This window comes from Ralstonia pickettii (genome assembly GCF_001699815.1).
GTDB lineage: Bacteria > Pseudomonadota > Gammaproteobacteria > Burkholderiales > Burkholderiaceae > Ralstonia > Ralstonia thomasii.
This window is the reverse complement of the sequence record NZ_MCGB01000061.1, coordinates 264,429-284,379: the sequence shown is the minus strand read 5'-3', so window position 1 is coordinate 284,379 and position 19,951 is coordinate 264,429. Positions and strand designations below refer to the sequence as shown.

Annotated in this window: 17 protein-coding genes; 7 read left to right on the top strand and 10 right to left on the bottom strand. The window is 62.0% G+C overall.

Going from position 1 to position 19,951, the window contains the following annotated elements; all coding sequences use genetic code 11:
• Positions 1 to 114 precede the first annotated feature (114 nt).
• From BEK68_RS12010 to BEK68_RS12000, 3 genes are read left to right on the top strand one after another with little or no spacing between them, the layout of a single operon-like run.
• Positions 115 to 2,127 (top strand): DDE-type integrase/transposase/recombinase, encoded by a 2,013-nt coding sequence (locus BEK68_RS12010; protein WP_004630295.1) that lies wholly within the window; start codon positions 115 to 117, stop codon positions 2,125 to 2,127.
• Between the two features lie 9 nt (positions 2,128 to 2,136).
• Positions 2,137 to 3,120 (top strand): TniB family NTP-binding protein, encoded by a 984-nt coding sequence (locus BEK68_RS12005; RefSeq protein ID WP_004630296.1) that lies wholly within the window; start codon positions 2,137 to 2,139, stop codon positions 3,118 to 3,120.
• Between the two features lies 1 nt (position 3,121).
• A complete protein-coding gene (locus tag BEK68_RS12000) occupies positions 3,122 to 5,206 on the top strand; it encodes a TniQ family protein (RefSeq protein ID WP_012760803.1) in 2,085 nt (694 codons plus the stop codon).
• A 599-nt stretch (positions 5,207 to 5,805) separates the two neighbouring features.
• On the opposite strand, the gene BEK68_RS11995 is transcribed toward BEK68_RS12000, so the two are convergent.
• From BEK68_RS11995 to BEK68_RS11985, 3 genes are read right to left on the bottom strand one after another with little or no spacing between them, the layout of a single operon-like run.
• On the bottom strand, positions 5,806 to 6,267 hold the full coding sequence (locus BEK68_RS11995; RefSeq protein WP_004630298.1) for a DUF6527 family protein: 462 nt from the start codon (positions 6,265 to 6,267) through the stop codon (positions 5,806 to 5,808).
• The gene (locus tag BEK68_RS11990; protein WP_004630299.1) at positions 6,257 to 7,459 is read right to left on the bottom strand and encodes a ThiF family adenylyltransferase; all 1,203 of its coding nucleotides are present in this window, start codon (positions 7,457 to 7,459) and stop codon (positions 6,257 to 6,259) included. The genes BEK68_RS11995 and BEK68_RS11990 overlap by 11 nt, the downstream gene beginning before the upstream one ends.
• Positions 7,434 to 7,691 carry a multiubiquitin domain-containing protein gene (locus BEK68_RS11985; RefSeq protein WP_004630301.1) on the bottom strand — a complete coding sequence of 86 codons (258 nt, stop codon included), beginning with the start codon at positions 7,689 to 7,691 and terminating at the stop codon, positions 7,434 to 7,436. Before BEK68_RS11985 ends, BEK68_RS11990 begins: the two co-directional genes overlap by 26 nt.
• A 128-nt stretch (positions 7,692 to 7,819) precedes the next feature.
• Here BEK68_RS11985 and BEK68_RS24865 point away from each other — a divergent pair, with 128 nt between their 5' ends.
• Genes BEK68_RS24865 through BEK68_RS11970 form a run of 3 tightly spaced genes read left to right on the top strand, consistent with a single transcriptional unit; the run spans position 7,820 to position 10,028 of the window.
• The gene (locus BEK68_RS24865; protein ID WP_004630302.1) at positions 7,820 to 8,656 is read left to right on the top strand and encodes a TIGR04255 family protein; all 837 of its coding nucleotides are present in this window, start codon (positions 7,820 to 7,822) and stop codon (positions 8,654 to 8,656) included.
• On the top strand, positions 8,653 to 9,336 hold the full coding sequence (locus BEK68_RS24860; protein ID WP_004630305.1) for a hypothetical protein: 684 nt from the start codon (positions 8,653 to 8,655) through the stop codon (positions 9,334 to 9,336). The genes BEK68_RS24865 and BEK68_RS24860 overlap by 4 nt, the downstream gene beginning before the upstream one ends.
• Complete coding sequence (locus BEK68_RS11970) at positions 9,333 to 10,028, top strand: zeta toxin family protein (protein ID WP_004630307.1); 696 nt, start codon at positions 9,333 to 9,335, stop codon at positions 10,026 to 10,028. The genes BEK68_RS24860 and BEK68_RS11970 overlap by 4 nt, the downstream gene beginning before the upstream one ends.
• A 331-nt stretch (positions 10,029 to 10,359) precedes the next feature.
• On the opposite strand, the gene BEK68_RS11965 is transcribed toward BEK68_RS11970, so the two are convergent.
• Positions 10,360 to 10,773: a hypothetical protein gene (locus BEK68_RS11965; protein ID WP_004630309.1), complete on the bottom strand. Its 414-nt coding sequence runs from the start codon at positions 10,771 to 10,773 to the stop codon at positions 10,360 to 10,362.
• Between the two features lie 961 nt (positions 10,774 to 11,734).
• Here BEK68_RS11965 and BEK68_RS24855 point away from each other — a divergent pair.
• Positions 11,735 to 12,817, top strand: a complete 1,083-nt coding sequence (locus BEK68_RS24855) for a M14 family metallopeptidase (RefSeq protein WP_004632982.1) — start codon at positions 11,735 to 11,737, stop codon at positions 12,815 to 12,817.
• Positions 12,818 to 12,820: 3 nt separating this feature from the next.
• Here BEK68_RS24855 and BEK68_RS11950 read toward each other — a convergent pair whose 3' ends face one another.
• The 6 genes from BEK68_RS11950 to BEK68_RS11925 form a co-directional block, all read right to left on the bottom strand.
• On the bottom strand, positions 12,821 to 13,732 hold the full coding sequence (locus BEK68_RS11950) for an EamA family transporter (RefSeq protein WP_004632979.1): 912 nt from the start codon (positions 13,730 to 13,732) through the stop codon (positions 12,821 to 12,823).
• A gap of 121 nt (positions 13,733 to 13,853) precedes the next feature.
• Positions 13,854 to 15,197: a hypothetical protein gene (locus tag BEK68_RS11945; RefSeq protein ID WP_012436443.1), complete on the bottom strand. Its 1,344-nt coding sequence runs from the start codon at positions 15,195 to 15,197 to the stop codon at positions 13,854 to 13,856.
• A 118-nt stretch (positions 15,198 to 15,315) separates the two neighbouring features.
• Positions 15,316 to 16,863 (bottom strand): methyl-accepting chemotaxis protein, encoded by a 1,548-nt coding sequence (locus BEK68_RS11940; RefSeq protein ID WP_012436442.1) that lies wholly within the window; start codon positions 16,861 to 16,863, stop codon positions 15,316 to 15,318.
• Between the two features lie 207 nt (positions 16,864 to 17,070).
• Positions 17,071 to 17,526, bottom strand: coding sequence for a DUF2147 domain-containing protein (locus tag BEK68_RS11935; protein WP_012436441.1), 456 nt, complete (start codon positions 17,524 to 17,526; stop codon positions 17,071 to 17,073).
• Positions 17,527 to 17,592: 66 nt separating this feature from the next.
• Positions 17,593 to 18,705: a collagen-like triple helix repeat-containing protein gene (locus BEK68_RS11930; protein WP_012436440.1), complete on the bottom strand. Its 1,113-nt coding sequence runs from the start codon at positions 18,703 to 18,705 to the stop codon at positions 17,593 to 17,595.
• Positions 18,706 to 18,837: 132 nt separating this feature from the next.
• Entirely contained in the window at positions 18,838 to 19,647 is an 810-nt protein-coding gene (locus tag BEK68_RS11925) for a collagen-like triple helix repeat-containing protein (RefSeq protein ID WP_012436439.1), read from the bottom strand.
• Positions 19,648 to 19,951: the final 304 nt, after the last annotated feature.

The following is a 19,951-nucleotide window of genomic DNA, read 5'->3' as shown; positions in this document are numbered from 1 at the left end:
CGTGGGTGGAGCCGTCACCGTCCGGGCTCCAGTCATCGAGACGATTTGTCAACGCCATGCAGGACGGCGCGATGGAGCGTGGCCGCATTTGCGGTGCGCTAACCAAGTGATGCCATGAGCGAGATTGTCCAACATCAGCAGGAGTACACGCCCGAGTTCGTTGCTCGGGTTGGCGTGCGCTTCTGCTACCGCGGCAGTGAATTTGAAATCGCGCACGTCGCGTACGGAGACGTGCGCTACAACGCGGTCGCGGGTGGCACGAGCCGAAGGATCCCCTTGGTTCGCCTTCAGGAGGAGATCCGCAGCGGCGCGATCGTTGTCACCAGCGAGTCCAAAGCAATTCAGGAGTCGCCGTACCTGAACCTCTCCTCCCCGGAGCTGCAGCGCCGTTTTCGGCAACTGCGGTACGCGCAGGGGGCGGTTGCTGAACTGGCCAAGCCCACCGGGCGCGCCTTCCTTTCCGAGTGGATTGCATCGTACGCCGCGCGCATCGGAGACCCGAATGTACCGGGAGCGAGTTCCGTTGCGCGGTGGGTCAAGGTTCTGCGCGATTTCGGGGAAGAGTACTTCCTGGCGCGACCACCGCCGAAGGGGAACTACACGCTTCGATTCGATGTGGGGGTCGAAGCTGGCATTCAGGAGGGAATCGCGGACTTTATGCGAGCGGAAAGACGTTCTTCGAAGAACGTCCTGGCCTATGTACATGGATACTTACTGGAGCACTGTATGTCTGGAATCAAAGCCCCATCCGAACGAACCCTCCGGCGCCGGATCAACAAGGTGGATCCGTTCCTTCTCAAGCGCGTCAAGGACGGGTCAATTGCTGCCGAGCGTGCTGTACGGGCCGGCGGTCGGTCACATCTTGCCCATATGCCGATGTATATCGTGCAGATCGATTCTCATGTGCTTGATGTGCTGGTGGTCGACGAGTCGACGCGCGATGTGATCGGGCGACCGACGCTTGCCCTTGCGATCGATGTGCGAACACGTTGCGTCGTAGGCTGGCATCTCAGTATGCATCCACCATCCACGGTGACAACGCTTGCTGTCGTCAAAGACATGTTCACGCGGCCGTCACGCGGCTTGCCTGGGGGCATCTGTGTGCATCTCGTTCCTGACAATGGCACCGAGTTCAAGAACTCTGCCGTCATGCGCCTGCTGCTCAAGGCCAACGTCATCATTGAACCGGCTGCGATTCGGGAGCCCAATCACAAGCCCCACATCGAGTCATTCTTTCGTACCTTCACAAGAAGCCTCATTCAGACGCTGCCTGGCACGACTTTCTCGAACCCGGCAGAGCGTGGCTCCTATGATTCGGCTGGCCGGGCCTGCCATACGCTCGAACAGGTCCGTTCCTATGTGCATGAATGGATCGAGGAGGTTTACCACAAGCAACAACACTCGAGCACTGGTAGGGCGCCCATCATGATGTGGAAGGAGGAGACCGCTCCCGGAAAATGCACGCCGCTCACCATGTCGGAAGAAGAGGTCAACGTCATTGCACGCACGGTGATCCGCGTTACGCCTAACGGAGGGCGGATTCGTCATGACGGCCTGATCTGGTACAGCCATGCGTTGCGTTCCCTTGAGCACCAATACAAGGGGCAGGTTGTGGTTCTTATCGACGAACTGGATCTGGACAAGGTGTACGTCGAACACCCTTTGGAGAAGGGCGCCGTCATCACGGCGACGTCGACGAACCCCGAATACACGAAGGGCCTCACCAAGTGGGCTCATCGCGAGGCCAAGCGGATCCTGGGCGATATGACGGAGCGGGACCGCAGGGAGTTGGGGGAAAACGCTCCCATCTACGCGCTATATCAGCTGATGATGCGGATCCAGAAGGACTCAGCGTTCGCGACGAAGCAGATAAAACGTCTGAAGGAGGGCAAGAAGGAGCTTGAGCAACGATCCAAGGATGTCGCAAAGGTCGTAGCCTCCTCCTCGGTTGTCTTGACGTCTCGAATTGACGAGGTTGCGGGCAAACCGGAGCCTTCTGAACAGACTGAACGGATTGATCCTGATACCGGTGAGGTTCTGCCGGCCAAGCCGGGTCCGTCAAAGGCTGCCGTCAACGGACTCAATCACTTCGGCAACCTTTCGCTGGACGCAATCATTCTCGACTAAGGACGACGCATGCTTCCATTTGACCACGCAAACACTCTGTTCGAGTCCGAGGCTGAACGCAACGCCTATAGAGAGGCAGCAGAGCTGGACCGCATTGTCGTTCTCCACCCGGCCCTATCCAATGCTGTCACGGGCATCAAGGGATGCATCAAGGCCTCCGTTGCCTCGCGCACGCCAGAGTGCTGCATGTTGCTGGGCGACGGTGGCATGGGAAAGACGACGATCGCCAACTTGATCATGACGGGGATGGCACCTCAAACTGTCGTGGAGAACGATTGTGAGATCGACACCATGCCTGCCTTCTATATGAGTTTGCCTCCGGAGGGGAGGCTGGATGGCTTGACCGAAGAGATGCTTGCCAAGCTGAACGACGTCAACCCGCTCGCTGGTTCACCTGTGTCTCGATCCAAACGAATCAACACGCTGCTCAAGCGCTGCAGGACCACCATCGTTTTTATCGACGAATTGCACAACCTTTCAGTGATCCAAAAAAAGGACGCCAGGGCCGGGCAAGCCATCTGCAATTGGCTTAAGGAACTGTTCAATGCGGAGGGGCCCGTGATCTGCCTGGTCGGGACCGATGAGTGCAAGACCATCTTCGACAAAGATACGCAGATGTCCCGGCGCTACAAAAGCAAGTTCATGTTGACGCCGCTGCACCCGGGAACAGCCGACGAACCGGGAGAGCTCCAGCGTTTTCTTGGTGTCTTGGCCAGCAAGATCGTTGAGCGTACTTCGATCAAATCCACGCCGAGCTTCAGCGAGTATGGCTTGGCACTGCGGGTGTTCGCCGCGACAAGGGGGAACATTGACTACGTTTCCACACTTCTGAAGGTGGCCGCCCGTCACACATTGCTTGGGGGGCGTGATGTCATCACCAAGACGGATTTGGCATCTGTCTGGGACACCGGCATATTTGCGGCGCTGTCCGTGACCAAGCAGAACCCGTTCACGATGAGCGGCCCGACTTTGGCTGCAGCGTTTCGGGGGTGACATGGGGCGCAAACTTCCAGTTCGTCCCATTCCGTTTCCCGACGAGTCACCCGCGGGGTACTTGATACGCATCGCCGAAGGAAATGGGTTTCCGAGCGTGACCGCGATGATTGACGGTCATTTTGCTGGCAAGGCGGATGAGGGGTGGATCACAGCGGCCTATACGCGCGCGGATCGCTACGCAGAGATTCTCCAGTTGTGTGGAGTCGGCGATCCGAATGCCCTCTCATTGAGCTTTGAGCGTGTGGGGCCCACCGCGGAAACCCCGCGACTGATTGATGGTGTCCCGTATGGAGAGCGATTCTTCTCCGAGGACTGCCGCGCATACTGCCCAATCTGCCTTGCCGAGCAGCGCTATTTCCGGAAGCACTGGGCGCTCGAACCTTACTTGGTATGCCAAGTGCATTCGGTGTACATGCTACGAGACTGCCACGCATGCAAGAAGGCACTGTCTCCTCTGCGTGGTTCGCTTTGCACTTGCAGGTGCGGAGCCAATCTTGCCGATGCCCAACCGGTGCTGGCCGATAAGTCGGCCGTAGACTGGTGGATGGGCGAGATGCGCGCTGGGGAGCCGCGAGCTGGCGAGGCTGCGGCGTGTGTCGCTGCTCTCTTTGCGCTGGAGCACCGTGATGGTTTCTTGGAGTTGCTCAGCAGCGCGCGCCGATGGGGCGAGGAGGGCGTTGTGTCAACCGAGGTCCAAGCGCTAGTGCATAACTCGCCCTGGCACCCGCGTATCACGCTGCTTCCCCTCCTGGAGGCGGCATCCAATACGGTACGGGCGTTGGCACTGGAGATTCTTCGCTCGACATCAGGCGAGAGGTCGGTCGGCGCTGACCAATGCGAACGAAGATTATCAAGCAAGCAGATCCAGCTCGCTCTCGGACTTAGTGCCAGTCAGTTGACGAAGCTGGAGAGAGATGGAGTCTTGGAAGCATATCAACTGAAAATCGGCAGGGGCGGATACAGCGCCGTCGCGGCGAACGCAATGCTGAGCGCCTTGACCGCAAACCTGGCCGAGTCGACCTGCGCTTCGCGGGCTGTCACGCGCGGTGTGGCATCGGTACTCAGGGCGATTACCGAAGGGCGCGAGCACAGCGCTGGATATGATTTGAGCGCCGGGCTCAGCAGTCTTCGTTCCGTCCATGCGACGCCACGGAATCCGGCCCCTGACAGCACCGATGAGATCGGCGTCGAAAAGGTCGCCGAAATCCTGGGCACCTATCCTGAGGTTGTTCGCTTTCTTGCAAGGGCGGGATGGCTTGAGTATCGGGATAGGGACGGAGCCAATCGGAAGCGGCTTGTAACCAGTCAAGGCGTGGTCGAGCGTTTCGCTCGGAAGTATGTTTTTGCCGGAGAGGTCGCCAAGCGCGCCAATACCGGTGTAACCAGCACGGCGGAAAGGCTGATGGCGCTTGGTGTGCCAGCCGTTGCGGGTCCAAAAATTGATGGCAGTCTCGTCTACATGTTCGAGCGAGACCGCGTTGATCGCCTTGATCTCGACACGTTGCGTAGCTTGAAGGGGTACCCGACGTCTACGGGGCGTAAGCCGGCTGGCGAAGGCGTCAAGAGAGAACGCTTAGAGATGCCTCTTGCAGACGCTGCGGAGCTGATCGGCGTCAGCGTCCAGACCGCCAAGCGCCTGGTGGTGGACCATCATCTGCGGGAAGTGAAGGGCCTATCCAGGTCTGTGCTGGTGACAAGGCGATCCGTACAACGCTTCAAGGCAATGCTGGATGACCCGGAGCTCGTGCCCGTAGAAGCCGTCTCGGCAATCCTTGGTGTGGGAAAAAGGGCGCTGGAAGTGACATACATCCAGTCCGGGCTTCTTCCTGTGGTGAATCTGACGGTCTCGCGACGTATTCACCGTGCGGACATTGAACGCCTGCAAGAAATGCGGGCGGAGTACCTCACTGCGGAGGAGGCTGGCGGCTTGCTCGGAAGCCACCGGGGTCACCTCCCCAATCTGGAGAGCCGCGGTGAGATCCAGTCGGTGACGTTCGGGAAAGCGCGTAGCGTCAAGTTCTACGCGCTCGCGGACATTCGCAAACTGGAGGGGGTAGGAGTCCGGCCAACCGCCGTGAGTTAGACGTCCTGTTGAGTCCCTGCGAGGGGCGGCTCGATCTCGGTCTGAGTTCTTGACTCGCAGCCTGCCGGTCCGCAACTAAGGTGCGGTAAGTGCGAGTCAGTATGAGAGGGTGTGTTGTCATGTGGGCCGATCTGGAAGCCTTGCGCACTCTGCGCGACAACAGGGAGGGATGAAAAAATAATTCCGATGCTGGTGATGCTCGCCGTGGCATCTGCATATGCGGGGCGATGGCGTGAAGCCAGTGAATCTAGAAACGAAATCGGGAACGTCTACCTCAGACAATTCCAAGTCCAGCGGTGGTGGTACAGATAGCGGGGGCTGCGGCACAGACTTGGGTGGAACCCATAGCGGCGATGGAAAACCTCTGGATCCGGCGACCTGCGTCGACATTTGCGGAAATCGGCCGGTGCGGCTGGTGGCTACAACAGCAGGGACGAGAGCCTAGAGCGCCCGAAAGAGCAACCCGGTCCTATCAAGCAAGGCGGCGGCCCATCGAAACTTAGGGAGAAGGACGAATCATGAAGCGTACGGCCCTCGACGTTGTCTAGACGCAAGGGTATCAGTTGTCCCGCAGCGGATTTCCGGCGCGTCCCAGGGGATCAGCGAGTCAGCCATTGCCAGAACGCCTTTAGTCGCGCGCGCCAACCGGTGCACGGCCGTTCATGCTCAAACGTGGCGGGACTTGGGGCGCCCAGCTCTTTCGCACGCGGCTCCTCGGTGCCACGATGCATCGCTTGCAGATCCCGCAAGTCACGTTCAAAGACGGCCTTGATCTGCCTCTTCGACAGTTGCCCGCTCCAGACCACTTGGTTGCCGCGGATGAAGTAATGCGACTGACAGGCCATCGACCAATTCCCGATCGAGGGATGCAGCGTAGCGCGCCCATTTGTCAACTTAATCTGCCATTCCGCAGGCGAGAGCGGGGTCACGACCTTTTCTCCGCATCCGCAGCAGCAGAGGTGTACAGCCGCTTGGTACTTCTCGCTGATGTAGAGTCGCCCTGGTTGCAACACCCGGGGCGCAAGTTCGACCAGCTCTGGCGTGATTCGGTCAATTCGCATCCGTTCCCTCTGATCTCTCGGCCCTCGCCAAAGCCATCGCACTGGTGGCAAATTCGAGGTGGTGCCAGTCCCAATTCATCGCATAGAAGCCGAAGTGCTGCTTCCAACGCATGACGGCGAGGATAGCGTTGAGGGCGTTGGCGTCAGCAATCTGAATGTTCTGGTCGTACAGCGCATCACCGGCATCTTCCATCGTTGGAGCGCGATCGAAGAAGTGCTTGTTCCTTGCTGGCGTGGCTATTGTGACTCGACACGTACCAAAGATCTGCTGCGCGGTAGACAGCGACATGTCCATACCACAGTCGATAAAGGGCACGCCCTGGTCGATGAGATGGGAGCAGATCAATCTCCGCGCGGGCCCCTTGTCTACACAGACGAACACGAAGTCAAACTGCCCGAGCAGTCCAACATTGACTTCCGTCACGTACGCAGGATGTTCGATGATGCTTGTCCGCATAGGTTCATACAGCGCGGAGAAGTACGCAACCTTGGTCTTGCCGAAATCAGATTCACTGGCTGCCGCGGGCGCCCGGAAGGCGTTGTGGACCTCGAAGACATCGCCGTCGAACAGGTGGATCTCACGTACCGGCGTCTTGGCTACTTGGTCGAGCACATAGGACCCCGTCCCGCCCAGCCCCACGATTGCAATGCGGAGATTCGCTAGCCGCTCTGAGACCATCACGAAGTTTCCGCGCGCTGAGCAGGCGTCCGGATAGCGGAATGGGTCCGTTCGAGGTGCCACCAGCGACGACCCAGGACCCAAGGGGCGGGTGCAGTCTGGATCAATTACTCGCGCTTGGTCCGTGATGATCCGCCAGTAGTGCATCAGTTGGTCAAAGTGGGTGGCGTAACTCGTCCAGCCGTCATCCTTGTTCGAGAAGAAGAACTTGGCCGGAACGCCAGGAGCCACGATTCCCCCCGCCACGTCCGTGTGTCGCAACTGCTCCATCGTGGAGCCGTTCGCGAAGCAAGGGAACGGGCCATCGAACCACGCTTGATGGGTCGCCGGTGGTGTCACCTGGCTGTCGGTATAGACGAGCGTCGCGACGAGGGTGCCCAGCCGCAGTTGCCTCTGGTTGTCGACCACGGGCACGTCGTGCAGAAGCAGGTGCGCCCCCTGCACCGTTACTCGCAGCCCCGCCGCAAGGAACGGTGCGAGCACTGAGTCAAGAACGACCGGTTTTGCGGACATGGCACACCATCCCTTCCTTGACCAGCACTGGCTTATCTCCCCGCGCCAGCGAGAGGCTTTCCCCGTCCGGGTAGGTGACCGTGACTGTGTAGATGAAATCCGACGTATCCGCAGGCGGATCCTGCGGGTAGGCCAGGTGCACCAGCTGCGCATATGTCAGCTTCTCCTGGTGCACCTCGATTTCGTCGAGATTGATGATGATTTTCGTCGCGTGCTGCGCTGCATTAGTCATGGCGTGACTCCCATCAAACAGATCGGACTGTTAGATCTTGTGTAAGATGATATCAGTGTGTCAGATGTTCTGTTAGGTGTAAAGTCCCGTGTAAAATCTTGTTTTGGATCATTGAGAAAGGAGGCTGTTTGGTTAGCGATACCACCCCCCGCAAGGGGCAGTGGGCGAACGCGCCCTTGGTTTTTGTACTCGCCCAGGTTCGATTTCTACCGAATGCGGCAGCAGCTCCGGAACATTTGCGCGACGCGATCGTGAAGCGGATCGGAGCTCACTTTCCGACTATTAGTCAGACCACTGGCGTGAGTATCGAGATCAATCTTGATGCGGCGCCCAGCCTGCCGCGGGCTACCCATGAGGTTGCTTACGACCTCGTCAATAACGACGTGGACGCGATGGTTCGTGTGCAGCAAGGTGCGCTCACGTATGCCGTTACGTCGTACGTTGACTCGTCTCACTTTCGGGAGGCGTGGCTCGACATCACCAATGCACTCGATGATGTACAGGTGAGCACCGTAACGCGACTCGGCCTGCGCTACGTCGATTTTCTGGTGCCTCAGCATGGCCGGAGGCCAGAAGACTATGTCAACGCGCCATGGAACCTGAACGAGATGCCAAAGCTGCCTGGCGCTATGCGCGGGCCAGATCTACACGTTTCCATGGTGGACGTCGCCTATCCCGCCGGCAGAATGCGCCTGCAGTTCATGCGTGGATTTGGCGTGCCGTCGTTGCCGATGGACTTGCAGGGAATGCTGAGTCCGCGTCAGCAGTCGGCGCCAGCGCCTGGAGAGTGCGGCGTGATTGATAGCGACCGATGGGTTGACGGCGAGCACCGGGCCGATCGGGCGACACTGAGCCAGCTGTTTACCCAAATGCACACCGACGTATCGTCGGCGTTTCGCGCCATGATTACGCCGCTGGCGCGGTGCGAATGGGGTCCCGAAGCAGCGAGAGGAGACAATGCATGATTTACGCTTCCGAGCGTGACGCGAAGTTGGGTAGGACGATCGGATCCAACGCGATGTGGCATCAATCCGGGGCCACCAGTGTTCGGCAGGTGACAGCCATATTGGTCGACTGTGGCACGGCAGTGCCGACCGTCGTCATCGATCTTAACGACATCCGGCAATACCTTGGGACAAGCATCAACGCTGCTGTGCCACTACCTTTCAAACTCGGTTCCTTGCAGCGTCAGTCCGAACCGACGCTGACAACGCCGGCTGAGATGGTGGAGGAATTGCGCCGGGCTTTCGGGCTCAACGTCACACAACTCGCACAAGTCCTGCATATCGAGCGCATCACAGTCTACGCATGGCTGCGCACCGAACGGATGGAAAAACTCAATCTGTCCAATCGCACCCGCTTGTGGCGCTTGTACCAGCTCGCCAAGCAATGGGGCAACTATGCACCGCTGGCAGGAAAATACTTGGTCGAACCAATTCCAGGGCGAAACACGACGCTGTTACAGATGCTCAGTGCATCTCAGCTGGATTCTGGCGAATTCGCGCAGGTGTATGAACTGCTGGCGCGAGCGACCAACCCAGCCACGCGTATCCAGCAGCATCGCGCTGAGCAACACGTCGCATTGAAGAAGAGTATCGAAAACCTGCGGAAGAACGCGGGCAAGTTCGGGATGGATCTGGATTGACGGGTGAGCAGCTTTTCAACGCGTTCCTTGACGAGCTCAGCGCAGGCGCGGGAACTAAACCAGTGATGGTCATGATCGCCGGTCCCAATGGGGCGGGCAAGACCACGCTGTGGCGTCAATTGCTCGAGCCGATGCTCGAGGGCGCGTTGGAGGCTGAGTACATCAACGCCGACGAGATTGAGCGTGAGCTGAACGAGGCGGCGCAGGACGATCCGAATGCTCCGCAGACGCCGGAGACTGCCCGTCTGGCGCAATCCGAAGCAACGCGTCGTCGCGGACTGAAATTATCTGCTCACCCTGGTGCGCAATGCCATTTCGTTTACGAAACTGTGTTTTCGGACGCGTACGGTTACAAGCTCGCCGAATTGCAACGTGGAGTGGACGCAGGCTACTACGTTGTGATGCTGTTTGTTGGTGTAAATGACGTCGATCTTGCCCAAGAGCGCGTTCACCGTCGAGTTGCGACGGGAGGGCATGACGTACCTTCCGACGTTCAGCAAATGCGGTTCACGCGCGTCTTCGCCAACGCGCAGAAAGCTCTACAAATCGTACACTTGGCGATGTTCTTTGATAACTCACGGGATCGTGACGACGGGCAGCATACCCATCGGCCCGTAGCCATCATAAAGACCGGTTCGGTACTGGCCCAACACGAAAACGTGCCGGCGTGGTGGTCGACGATCATTCCATAGACCGCTAAAACTCCTTGAAGGACTTCATGGAGAAGTTCCCTGTCCTGCAGGGGGCTGAATGCACTCAACTGTCTCGGGCACAACGAACTGATCCGGCTGCGGCTTGATCGCTATACGTTAGCGAACCACACTGCTCGCCTTCTTGGCGGCAGCAGCCGACGCGTTGAGTACAGAGTCGCGAGGATCCAAGAACACCCTCGTGTTCGGGCAATTGGCGGGCCTGGTGGTCGTCCCCCAGTTTGACCCCTGGGCATTATGTCGCCGTCCTGGGCAAGCCGCCGGCTCATTCGATGGCCCGCTGAAGTGCGGCTTTGGCCAGATTTCCAAGCGCTCAATTGCGCTTCTGTTCTTTCTCGCTGGATTCCCCCGGTGCATGCATCGATTTGGCGGGGGCTTCGTATTTCTTCGCAGATTCGCGCGGCGTATCGCACGGGTTGCGTGCAAAGTCGGCATCTTCTCCGGCATCTGGCATGTCCATCAGCGCTTGTGCGAGCGTGTTCGGGCCACCGATGTCAGCTGACTTTGTGATTCGCAACCACTCGCCTAGCACCTCCTGCACACAGTGCTGACATAGATCGAGGCTGATCGTATTGCCGTCGCCAAACACGGAATCGAAACCGCAGGAATGGTCGAACGACAGCCGTTCCTGCCACTCACCAGGCTCGTCTGCGCTCAGGTGACGCTGACACCGATTGCAGGTACTTGCAACCACTTCGCTGATAGTGCGGGTTCGATATTCACGCATGAAGTCCTCTAAATCCGGGTTGGGCGTAGGGATAACGGCTAGCCCTCTCTGACCATACTGCCGTTGTATCGAGGCGGCCGCACCATGCAAGGGGCCGATTGAGAGTGACATTGGTCTGTTGTTCAAGTGCGCAATCGTGGCACCCTATGACGGCTCCGAGCGTGTCTCGGGACCGACGTCGACGGGCGGACGGGGGGCAGTCCAGCGAGCATTTCCGCTGCGCCGGCACGTCCCACGCTCTGGTCTGCAACTAAGGCGAGAACCTGATTCATCCCCAGAATAACGAACGGTTCCCCACGATGAATGACTACTTCCACTGAGCCAGCTCGGATCCTCTTGAACAAAGCAACGTGGTGCCTGCTGAAGATGGAGATGGGGGTCACGTTGATACGCCTTGCGTCGACGCAGGCTGCCACGACCCTGACGGCTGCCTCGAAAGTCTTCCTGCGCGACCGACCAAAGGCAGACGCGTTGACTTTCTTGGTCAGGATTTTGCGCATGGTCTCTCCCGTTGCGGGCGACTCGATACGATTGTAGAACCCGCACCAGCCGTTTCAACAAAACGTACTGCTCTATATGTATACGTCTGTAGCGCGAGCCTTGTCGAGGTGACGGCTGTGACAGAAGAGGTGAGACTTCCTGTAATCGCGCCTTCCATGCCAAATCTCAGCATATGTGTCCTGGGAGTCGCGGAATCTCAGGTCAACTGTCACGATCAATCCCCACGATTTGTCTGAGATTTTTCTAGCCCCTTGTTTTTATGGAGATCGGAATCTCAATCTATGTGTCCGTGAACGGCCACCGGCTCGACACTCGGCTCGACCCCCGGCATCAATGTAGACAGGCGACGCACCATGCGTCGCCTGTTTGCATTTTGGGGTGGTCGATTCACGTTTGTGCGGTTGCGCCGCGCCTGTCGGGCATGGCACGCTGCGGCTACCACTGCCCCCGGATCCCCGCCATGACGGTCGAAGCTTTCTTCTCGCAGACCTACGATGAAGCGCGCGGCAAGTTCCTCGCCGCCGCTCAGACCCGCAGGCTCCGCATCGAGCGCCATCTGCATCCGGATGTGGTCGGGCCGTCCGGCGAGCAGCTTTCCATCGACACCGCGCTGCTTGCGCCGGCGCAGGCCCAAGCGCTGCTGATCGTCACCTCCGGCGTCCATGGCGTGGAGGGGTTCTGCGGCTCCGGTTGCCAGACGGGCTTGCTGCAAGACGACGAACTCTTCGCACGGCTGGCGGCTGCAAAGGTCGCGCTGCTGCTGGTGCACGCGGTCAATCCGTACGGGTTTGCGCACCTGCGGCGCGTGAATGAAGACAACGTTGACCTGAACCGCAACAGCGTCGACTTTACGGAGACCGCTTCGGCGAATCCGGCCTATCTTGAAGTCGATCGGCTCCTGCTGCCGCACACATGGCCGCCCAGTCAGGCTGACCAGGCAGCGCTGCAGCACTACATGGTCACCCGCGGCGAGAAAGCCCTGCAAGACGCCGCGACGAGCGGCCAATACCGCGTGCCGGACGGCATGTTCTACGGCGGCAGCGCGCCATGCTGGAGCACGCTGCAGATGCGCGGAATCGTGTCCCGACATGCGGCCGGCATGTCGCACTTGGTATGGATCGACCTGCATACCGGACTCGGCCACTACGGTCACGGCGAGAAGATCTTCAACAGTCCAGATCCTGCCGAACTGGAGCGCGCCATGCGCACCTGGGGCGCCGATGTTCGGCCGATTGCGGCAGCGGGTTCGGTCTCGTCAGTCGTCAAGGGCGATCTGGTGGGCATCGCCTACGAACTGCTGCCCGGCGTCGAGAAGACCTGCGTCACGCTGGAGTTCGGCACGCTCGCGCCGCTGGCGGTGCTGCAGGCGCTGCGTGCCGACCATTGGCTGTATCGCCACCCGGAGCAGGGCGCCGCGCAGCGGGCCGGCATCCGCCAGGCGTTGCGTGATGCGTTTTATTGCGATGTGCCCGAATGGAAGGGAATGGTCTACGCGCAGACACGCATGGCGGTTCTGCAAGCGCTGGCGCGGTTTTCCGGCTAGGCGTCAGGCGACGCCGGCAGGATCCGGAGAAGGCTTGGGCGCCCGCACCGTCAGTGCACATCCTGCCGACGCAGCGATGATGGCCAGGATCGCCACCCACTGGCGCCCGGTCAGTTGCTCGTGCAGCACGATTGCCCCCGCCAGCGCGCCAATGGCGGGCTCCAGGCTCAGCAGCACGGAAAACGTCTTGCCCGGCAGATGCTTGAGCGCCACCATCTCCAACGAATACGGGATCGCGCTCGACAGCAGCCCGATGCCCAGTCCCGCCAGAATGAGCGATGGAGCGAGCAGCGCCGACCCTGCCTGCGCCACCCCAAACGGGATCGCAAACAGCGCACCGACCAGCATGCCGATCGACGTGGCCTGGCCCGCATGCAGACCGCCGAGGTTCTTGCCGGTCAGGATGTAGAGCGCCCAGCACACACCGGCGGCCAGCGCATACGCCGCGCCCAGGTGGTCGACCTGACCGACCGACCTGTCGGCCACCGTCAGCATGAGCAAGCCAACCACCGCCAGCCCGATCCACACGAAATCCAGCGCGCGGCGCGACAGCAGCACGGCCAGCACCAACGGCCCCGTGAACTCGATGGCGATCGCGATGCCGATCGGCAACCGCTGCAGCGACAGGTAGAACAGCAGGTTCATGCTCGCCAGCGTGACGCCGTACAGCGCGATGCGGCCGGCATCCGCGCGGCTCAGGTGCAGGCGCCACGGCCGCCAGAACGCCAGCAGGATCACCGCGCCAATGGTCACGCGATACGTGACCGTGCCCGCGGCACCCAGCACCGGAAACAGCGTCTTGGCAAACGAGTTACCGAGGCACACGGAGGCCATCGAGCCCATCAGCGCAAGGATGGGCATCCAGGGTGAGGTGATCGTGGTGGAAGCGGCGGAGGCGGGAGCAGCGGAAGACATGGGCAACAGCGCAGGCGCGGCAGGAGGCGCGGCAGGGGAACGCCACAGCATAGCCGCGCGCCATCGAGAAATCGTTGCGTTCTCGGCGGCGCGGGCGTCGCTTTTTATCGAATTGGCGGGCTTACAGGGCGGCTGCGCTGGGGCGGATCACGTCGATCAGCAACACGCGCAGGCCTTCGCGTTCGCCATCGGGGCGCGGGGTCACGCCGCGCTGCGGGCGCGGGGCGGCGAGCGGTGCCGGGTCTTCGGCGCTCATGCCGAAGACGGCCAGTCTGGACGCCGCGATGCGCTGCAGCGTGCCGCGCACGCCAGGCACGTCGAGGTCTTCGGGGTCGAAGCCGGTGGTGGCCGTCCAGTCGTCGCGGGCGATGTCCTGCAGGCCGTTGGCCATCTCGAACTGCAACGACGCGCCAAAGCCCTTCTGCAACGAGTGCGAGCCGAGCAGGTATTCCGCTGTCAGGAAGCCGCGCAGCCGCGTCCAGAACGCCAGCGAGCTGATATTGCCGCTCTTGAGCGCGTGGCTCGGGGCGACTTCCCAGCTGTGGTCGAGCAGTTTGTTGATGAGGCGGCCCCACGTCGGCACGTCGGTGCCGGCGGAGCAGTCCTCGCCGGGACCTTCCGGGCGGGCGAGCTGGCGCAGCAGGCCGGTGAACGATCCGGAGCTGGCCTGTGCGCCGCTGGCGTGCGGGCCGGAAGGCCAGCGCCATTGCAGCGGCGAGGCCGGTCGGGCGCCGGGCCATTGCGCGTACTGCTGCAGGCCCGTGCAGGGTGTCAGGTAGCGCCACTGTCGCTGGTCGCGGCCAACGCGGCGCAGCGGGTCCAGCTCAGCCGACAGGTCGAACTTGCCCAGGAAGGTTGCGTTGCGCGACTTGATCGGCGAACGCGCATAGACGTTGAAGTCGGGCCAGCCTTCGTACAGGTTGATCTGCGGCAGCGCATGGTGCTTGTCGAGCGCATCGTCGGGCTGGTCGATGCGGCGGCTGGTGAGAAACAGCGCGCGGCAATCGAGCGTGGGCACCGCGCCGCGCAGGCGCAGCAGCACGAGCAGATCGCCGAATTCCGCTGGGCGGGCTTCCGTGCGAGCCGGGTACGCATGCGGCTGTTCTTCGGGCCAGAAGGTGGTCAGGCGCAGGGCCGACCCCGGGAACGCACTGCGCAATCCTTGCCTGAGCAGGCGCAGGCCATCAGCGTGGCGCAGGATGCGCAGGACGGACAGATCGTCGCGCAAGGTGGCGTCGGGGTGGGGCGCTCGGCCACCGTGCTCTGCGGCCAGCGCAAAGCGCCACAGCGCGGTGTCGCTGGCCAGATCTTGTGCGGCGACATCGCGCACCGCACTGGGGCGGCCGCCGGACATCGGCTCATGGGCGTCGCCGGCAGTGTCTCCTGCTGCGGCATAGGCGCTGGTGGTCGACCCGGCAATCGCGCCAAAAAGGCCCCTCAATGGCGGCCGGTTGCGCTCGGGCATGGCTATTCCAACTTTGTTTTGTCAACTCTCTGGCGCGCAGCATAGCACCATGCGACACACCAGAGAACGGCGCGGCGCCCCTCCCATCGTTGGGGAATAGCGCATGAAATCTCGGCGATCAGGCGGTGCGGAACGACGCCACCGCGTCGCGCAGCACCTGCGCCTGTTCTTCCAGCGACAGCGCAGCGGCGGCCGCTTGCTCGACCAGTGCGGCGTTCTGCTGCGTCACCTCGTCCATCTGGTTCACGGCCTGGTTGACCTGCTCGATGCCGGCGCTTTGTTCTTCGGAGGCCGAGCTGATCTCGCCCATGATGTCCGTCACGCGTTTGACCGCGACCACCACCTCGTCAATCACGTTGCCCGCTTCGGCCACCAACGTGGTGCCGTTTTCCACGCGGCCGACCGAATCGCCGATGAGTTCCTTGATCTCCTTGGCCGCCCCGGCCGAGCGCTGCGCCAGGTTGCGCACCTCGCCGGCCACAACGGCAAAGCCGCGGCCCTGTTCGCCGGCGCGCGCGGCCTCGACCGCCGCGTTCAGCGCCAGGATGTTCGTCTGAAAGGCAATGCCTTCAATCACGCCGATGATGTCCGCGATCTTCTTGCTGCTTTCGTTGATGCCGGCCATGGTGTCGATCACGCGGCCGACCACCTCGCCGCCCTTGACTGCGATGTCCGACGCGTTGACGGCCAGCGTGCTGGCCTGGCGCGCGTTGTCGGCGTTCTGACGCACGATGCTCGTCAGCTCTTCCATGCTCGACGCGGTTTCTTCCAGCGACGAAGCCTGCTCTTCCGTGCGTTGCGACAGATCGGCGTTGCCGGCGGCGATCTGCTTGGTGGCACTCGCGATCGAGTCCGCCGATGTCTTGATATGGCCGATGGTGCCGGTCAGTTGCTGCTGCATCTGCGCCATGGCGACCAGCATGCTGTCGCGGTCGCCGGAGCGGGTTTGGACCTGCACGGCCAGATCACCGCCGGCAATGCGCCGTGCGACCTCCGTGGCGTAGCCCGGCTCGCCGCCCAGTCCGCGCTGCACGTTGCGGATGATGAGCGACATGGCCAGCGACACCGCGCCGCCCACCAGCAGAATGACGATCAGGTTCGCGACGAGTGAATGGCGATACGCCGCATCCACTTCCTGCAGAAAGACCGCGCTGGAGAGATTCCAGTCCCATGGCGCAAAGTGCTTCACGTAGCCGATCTTCGGCAATGCGGTCTCGCTGCCGGGCAGGCGACCCTGGTATTCGGCAAAGCCGAAGCCCTTGTCTTTGGCGGCGTTGACGATGGTCGGATAGACCGGTTTGCCGGTCGGGTCCTTGAAGCCCGCGGTGCTCTTGCCGACCATGTCCGCCAGCGTCGGGTGCATCAGCAGGATGAACTGTGAATCGACCACGAACAGATAGCCCGTGGTGCCGAAGCGCATCGAGGCGAGCGTCGACAGCGCGGCTTTCTTGGCATCAGCTTCGGTCATGGCGCCCGATTGCGCGCGGCCGTGATACAGCTTGGCGATGCCCTCGGCGGCATCTACGAGGTTCTGCAGGCCGGCCTTGCGTTCGTCGAGCATGGTCGCGCGGGTCTCCATCGCGCTCCAGATCCCGACGCCGATCAGCCCCAGCCACATCAGGGCCAGCGCGAGGCGCAGCTTTGCTTTGAGTGTCCACTGTCGCATGTCGTGTTTTCTCCACTTATTGTTTGACGACTCCGCATCGGTGTAACGGCGATGGAGTGGCCTTCTTTAGTGGAGATGGCGTGCGCGCAGTGTGCGGATTTCCGCAAAAAGAAGGCGCCGGCTTGCACCGGCGCCTGAAGAGACGGCGCCCCACCCGCAAGGAGGGGGCACCGCCGCGCGTTGGGAGGTGTCGTTATCGGCGGGCGATCATTGCTCGCGAATCCAGGTCTGCGTACGGCCCAGCAGGCTGATGCCCAGGAAGCCGCGCACATTCAGTTTCTGACCGTCTTCCGACAGCGACATCTTGGCGCTGTAGACCTTGCCGTTTTCCGGGTCCAGGATCTGGCCGCCATCCCAGTTGTTGTTGCCGTTCGGCTTCAGACCCGTCAGGATCGTCAGGCCCTTGATCGGCTGGTCCTTGCGGTCGTCCGTGCACTTGGTGCAGGTCTTGTTCTCGTCGCCGGGCACCAGGATCTTGCTGACCTTGCCCGTGAACGTGCCGCCGTTATCGACGATCGTCACTTCGCCTTTCTGTTTGCCCGTGTTGTCGTCGATGGTCTTCCAGGTGCCGGCGGGGCTGGCTTGCGCGAAGGCGCTGCCGGCTGCCAGAGCGAGGGCCAGTGCGCCAGCCAGGCGCGCGAGAGCGTAGGGGGTATGTTGCATCGTGGAGTCTCCTTGTTGTCAGTCAAAAAAATCGGTGAGGGCTGATCGATGATGTCGGCGCAGGGATCAATGCGCGCTCAACGCACCGGTCAGGGGTGACAGCGGATTGCTGCCGGAGCCGCCGGCGGCGTTCGTGACGCCACCCAGCGCATTCGTGATTGGGGCGAGCGGGTTGCCGCTGCCGGCAGCGCCGGTCAGTGCGCTCGTTACCGGAGCCAGCGGATTGCTGCCGCCGCCGAGGCCGCCACCGAGCGCGCCCGTGATCGGTGCCAACGGATTCGCCGAGCCGCCGCTGCCGCCGTTGATCAATCCGCCGGCGCTGGCCACCGTGCCGCCAGCGGCGCCGACCACACCGCCCACGTCACGCGTGAGCGGGTTGCCGCCGGCCGCGCCGACTTGCGCGCCAGCGCTCTGAAGGCCACCGCCAACCGTGTTTAGCGCACCGGCCAGCGGCCCGCCGAGCATCGTCGTGCTGCCGACCGCCTGCGTGCCCTGCGCGACCTGCGACGACAACGGCACGATCGCGTTGCTGGTCTGCTGCGTGATCTGCTGCACCGGGCCGCTCGACGTGCCAATCGTGACGAGCCCGCCGGCACCCTGCATCACCTGACCCAGCGCAGACACACCGCTGCCCACCGGCGACGTCACCGGATTCAGCGGCGCCAGCGGGCTGCCGGCGGCACCCAGATCCGAGACGGTCTGCCCCGCGTTGCCGACCGTCACGCCGGCGGAGCGGATCACATCACCCGAACTCTGCACCGTGGTACCGACCGGGTCGGGCGTCGAGCCGATCTTGCCCAGCCCGTTGCTGATACCGGCGCCCAACGTCTGGACCGTGTTGCCGGCGGAGGTGACCGTCGCTCCCAGATCCTTCTGCGCCGCCGTGCCGCCGATAACGGGTACCGACGCCGTGCCGATCGTCGTGCCAAGGTCGCTGACGGTCTTGCCCGTCTGCGTGACGACGTTGCCGCCGCCGCTGGCAACGTTGCCGACCGGCACCGCGCCCGGATTGTTGTTGGCCGACGATGACGGCGTCGTATCGCCGTTCGGGTTGCCGCCCGAAGCACAACCGGCCAGCGTCAGCACGGCCACTGCAGCCGCTGCCAGCAGCGTGCGCGACGCCGAAGCGGCGGACAACGAAGTGGAAGAAGAAGTGTGGAGCGGGTTCTGAATTTTCATGGTGAGTCTCCTTGTAAGCGCGGCCCGTACCGCGTGTCACCGCCGGGTCAGAAGAACGCGCATCTGGCGTCCAGCGGGTAGCATCCGCCTGCGTTTGCCGTCGAATGCAAAGAAAGTTTTACAGAGCAGTGATCAGTGATGCGCGCCGGATGTCACACCCGACAGCACACCGCCAACCAATCCGCCCACCGTTGTGCCGACGCTGCCCAATCCGCCCAGCGGACCCGTCGCGGCCGTGCCGCCACCGCCGGCTGTGCCAACCGAGCCAAGCGCACTGATGCCTGGCAACCCCGCTGTCAGCGAACCGACTGCCGTCGTAACGGGCGCCAGCGCACCGCCGAGCGCACCGGGCAACGCACCACCCAACGCACCGCCCGATGCACCGCCCGATGCAGACGGCGCCGCCGGTGCGACCATCGTCGACAACCCGCTGGTGAGCGAGCCAAGCGCGCTGACCGTATTGCCCAGCGTCGACACCAGCGCATCGCCCTTGCCGGCCGTCTTGATCGTGCTGCCCTCGCTGCCGAGCGCACTGCCCAACGTCGACAACACGTTGCTCACCGGCGCACCAAGGCCGGTGGCCGCACCCAGCGTTTGCGTGGTGGAAGTCAGCGTGCTCGTGAGCGGCACGATGGCGGTGATGGTGGTGGTCGTCACCTGCTCGACCGGGCCGGTCAGCGTCGCGATGGGCGTGCTGCCGGTCGATCCGGTGCTACCCGTTGCATTGCTGCTGTTGCCGTTCGACCACGTCGGCGACGTCGATGCCGCGATCGCCGGCTTGGACTGCGAATCGCTGCCGCCGCCAAGCGACGTACCCATGTCGCCGCTGCCCGAATTCGCGCAACCGGCCAACATGGCGAGCGATGCCGTCGCCAGCACGCACTGCAGGACCACTCCGCGCTTCGGCGGATTCGATTTTGACAAGAACGCTCGATCGCGCATCTTGTGCCTCCACGACTCAAAACAGAACGCTTGTGTTGGACCCCTTCTGTCTTGCGCTCTTTGCTCATCGGGTTTGTCGTCGCCAGGCGTGTGGGGTTGGCGACGACCTCCCTGTCTTCTCACGTGCCACGCGCAGGCCCGTGCCATATCGCGCGATCGATGCCGTGCTGATGTGGTGAGCGGATCGTGAAGTGAAACCGAATGGCGTGACAATCAGCGGCAACCTGACACCCAAATATGCAGTTGCAGCAATTTAGGAACTCAATTCAGAATGAAACTTGACTGCAAGCCATTCTTCGGGCGA

What these genes read in the sequence shown, in the direction of transcription:
- BEK68_RS24855 (WP_004632982.1), top strand. Translation starts at nt 11,735, where the DNA reads ATGACGGTCGAAGCTTTCTTCTCGCAGACCTACGATGAAGCGCGCGGC.
- BEK68_RS11990 (WP_004630299.1), bottom strand. Translation starts at nt 7,459, where the DNA reads ATGTCCGCAAAACCGGTCGTTCTTGACTCAGTGCTCGCACCGTTCCTT.
- BEK68_RS11950 (WP_004632979.1), bottom strand. Translation starts at nt 13,732, where the DNA reads ATGTCTTCCGCTGCTCCCGCCTCCGCCGCTTCCACCACGATCACCTCA.
- BEK68_RS11945 (WP_012436443.1), bottom strand. Translation starts at nt 15,197, where the DNA reads ATGCCCGAGCGCAACCGGCCGCCATTGAGGGGCCTTTTTGGCGCGATT.
- BEK68_RS11930 (WP_012436440.1), bottom strand. Translation starts at nt 18,705, where the DNA reads ATGAAAATTCAGAACCCGCTCCACACTTCTTCTTCCACTTCGTTGTCC.
- BEK68_RS11985 (WP_004630301.1), bottom strand. Translation starts at nt 7,691, where the DNA reads ATGACTAATGCAGCGCAGCACGCGACGAAAATCATCATCAATCTCGAC.
- BEK68_RS12010 (WP_004630295.1), top strand. Translation starts at nt 115, where the DNA reads ATGAGCGAGATTGTCCAACATCAGCAGGAGTACACGCCCGAGTTCGTT.
- BEK68_RS11965 (WP_004630309.1), bottom strand. Translation starts at nt 10,773, where the DNA reads ATGCGTGAATATCGAACCCGCACTATCAGCGAAGTGGTTGCAAGTACC.
- BEK68_RS11925 (WP_012436439.1), bottom strand. Translation starts at nt 19,647, where the DNA reads ATGCGCGATCGAGCGTTCTTGTCAAAATCGAATCCGCCGAAGCGCGGA.
- BEK68_RS11935 (WP_012436441.1), bottom strand. Translation starts at nt 17,526, where the DNA reads ATGCAACATACCCCCTACGCTCTCGCGCGCCTGGCTGGCGCACTGGCC.
- BEK68_RS12005 (WP_004630296.1), top strand. Translation starts at nt 2,137, where the DNA reads ATGCTTCCATTTGACCACGCAAACACTCTGTTCGAGTCCGAGGCTGAA.
- BEK68_RS12000 (WP_012760803.1), top strand. Translation starts at nt 3,122, where the DNA reads ATGGGGCGCAAACTTCCAGTTCGTCCCATTCCGTTTCCCGACGAGTCA.
- BEK68_RS24860 (WP_004630305.1), top strand. Translation starts at nt 8,653, where the DNA reads ATGATTTACGCTTCCGAGCGTGACGCGAAGTTGGGTAGGACGATCGGA.
- BEK68_RS11995 (WP_004630298.1), bottom strand. Translation starts at nt 6,267, where the DNA reads ATGCGAATTGACCGAATCACGCCAGAGCTGGTCGAACTTGCGCCCCGG.
- BEK68_RS11940 (WP_012436442.1), bottom strand. Translation starts at nt 16,863, where the DNA reads ATGCGACAGTGGACACTCAAAGCAAAGCTGCGCCTCGCGCTGGCCCTG.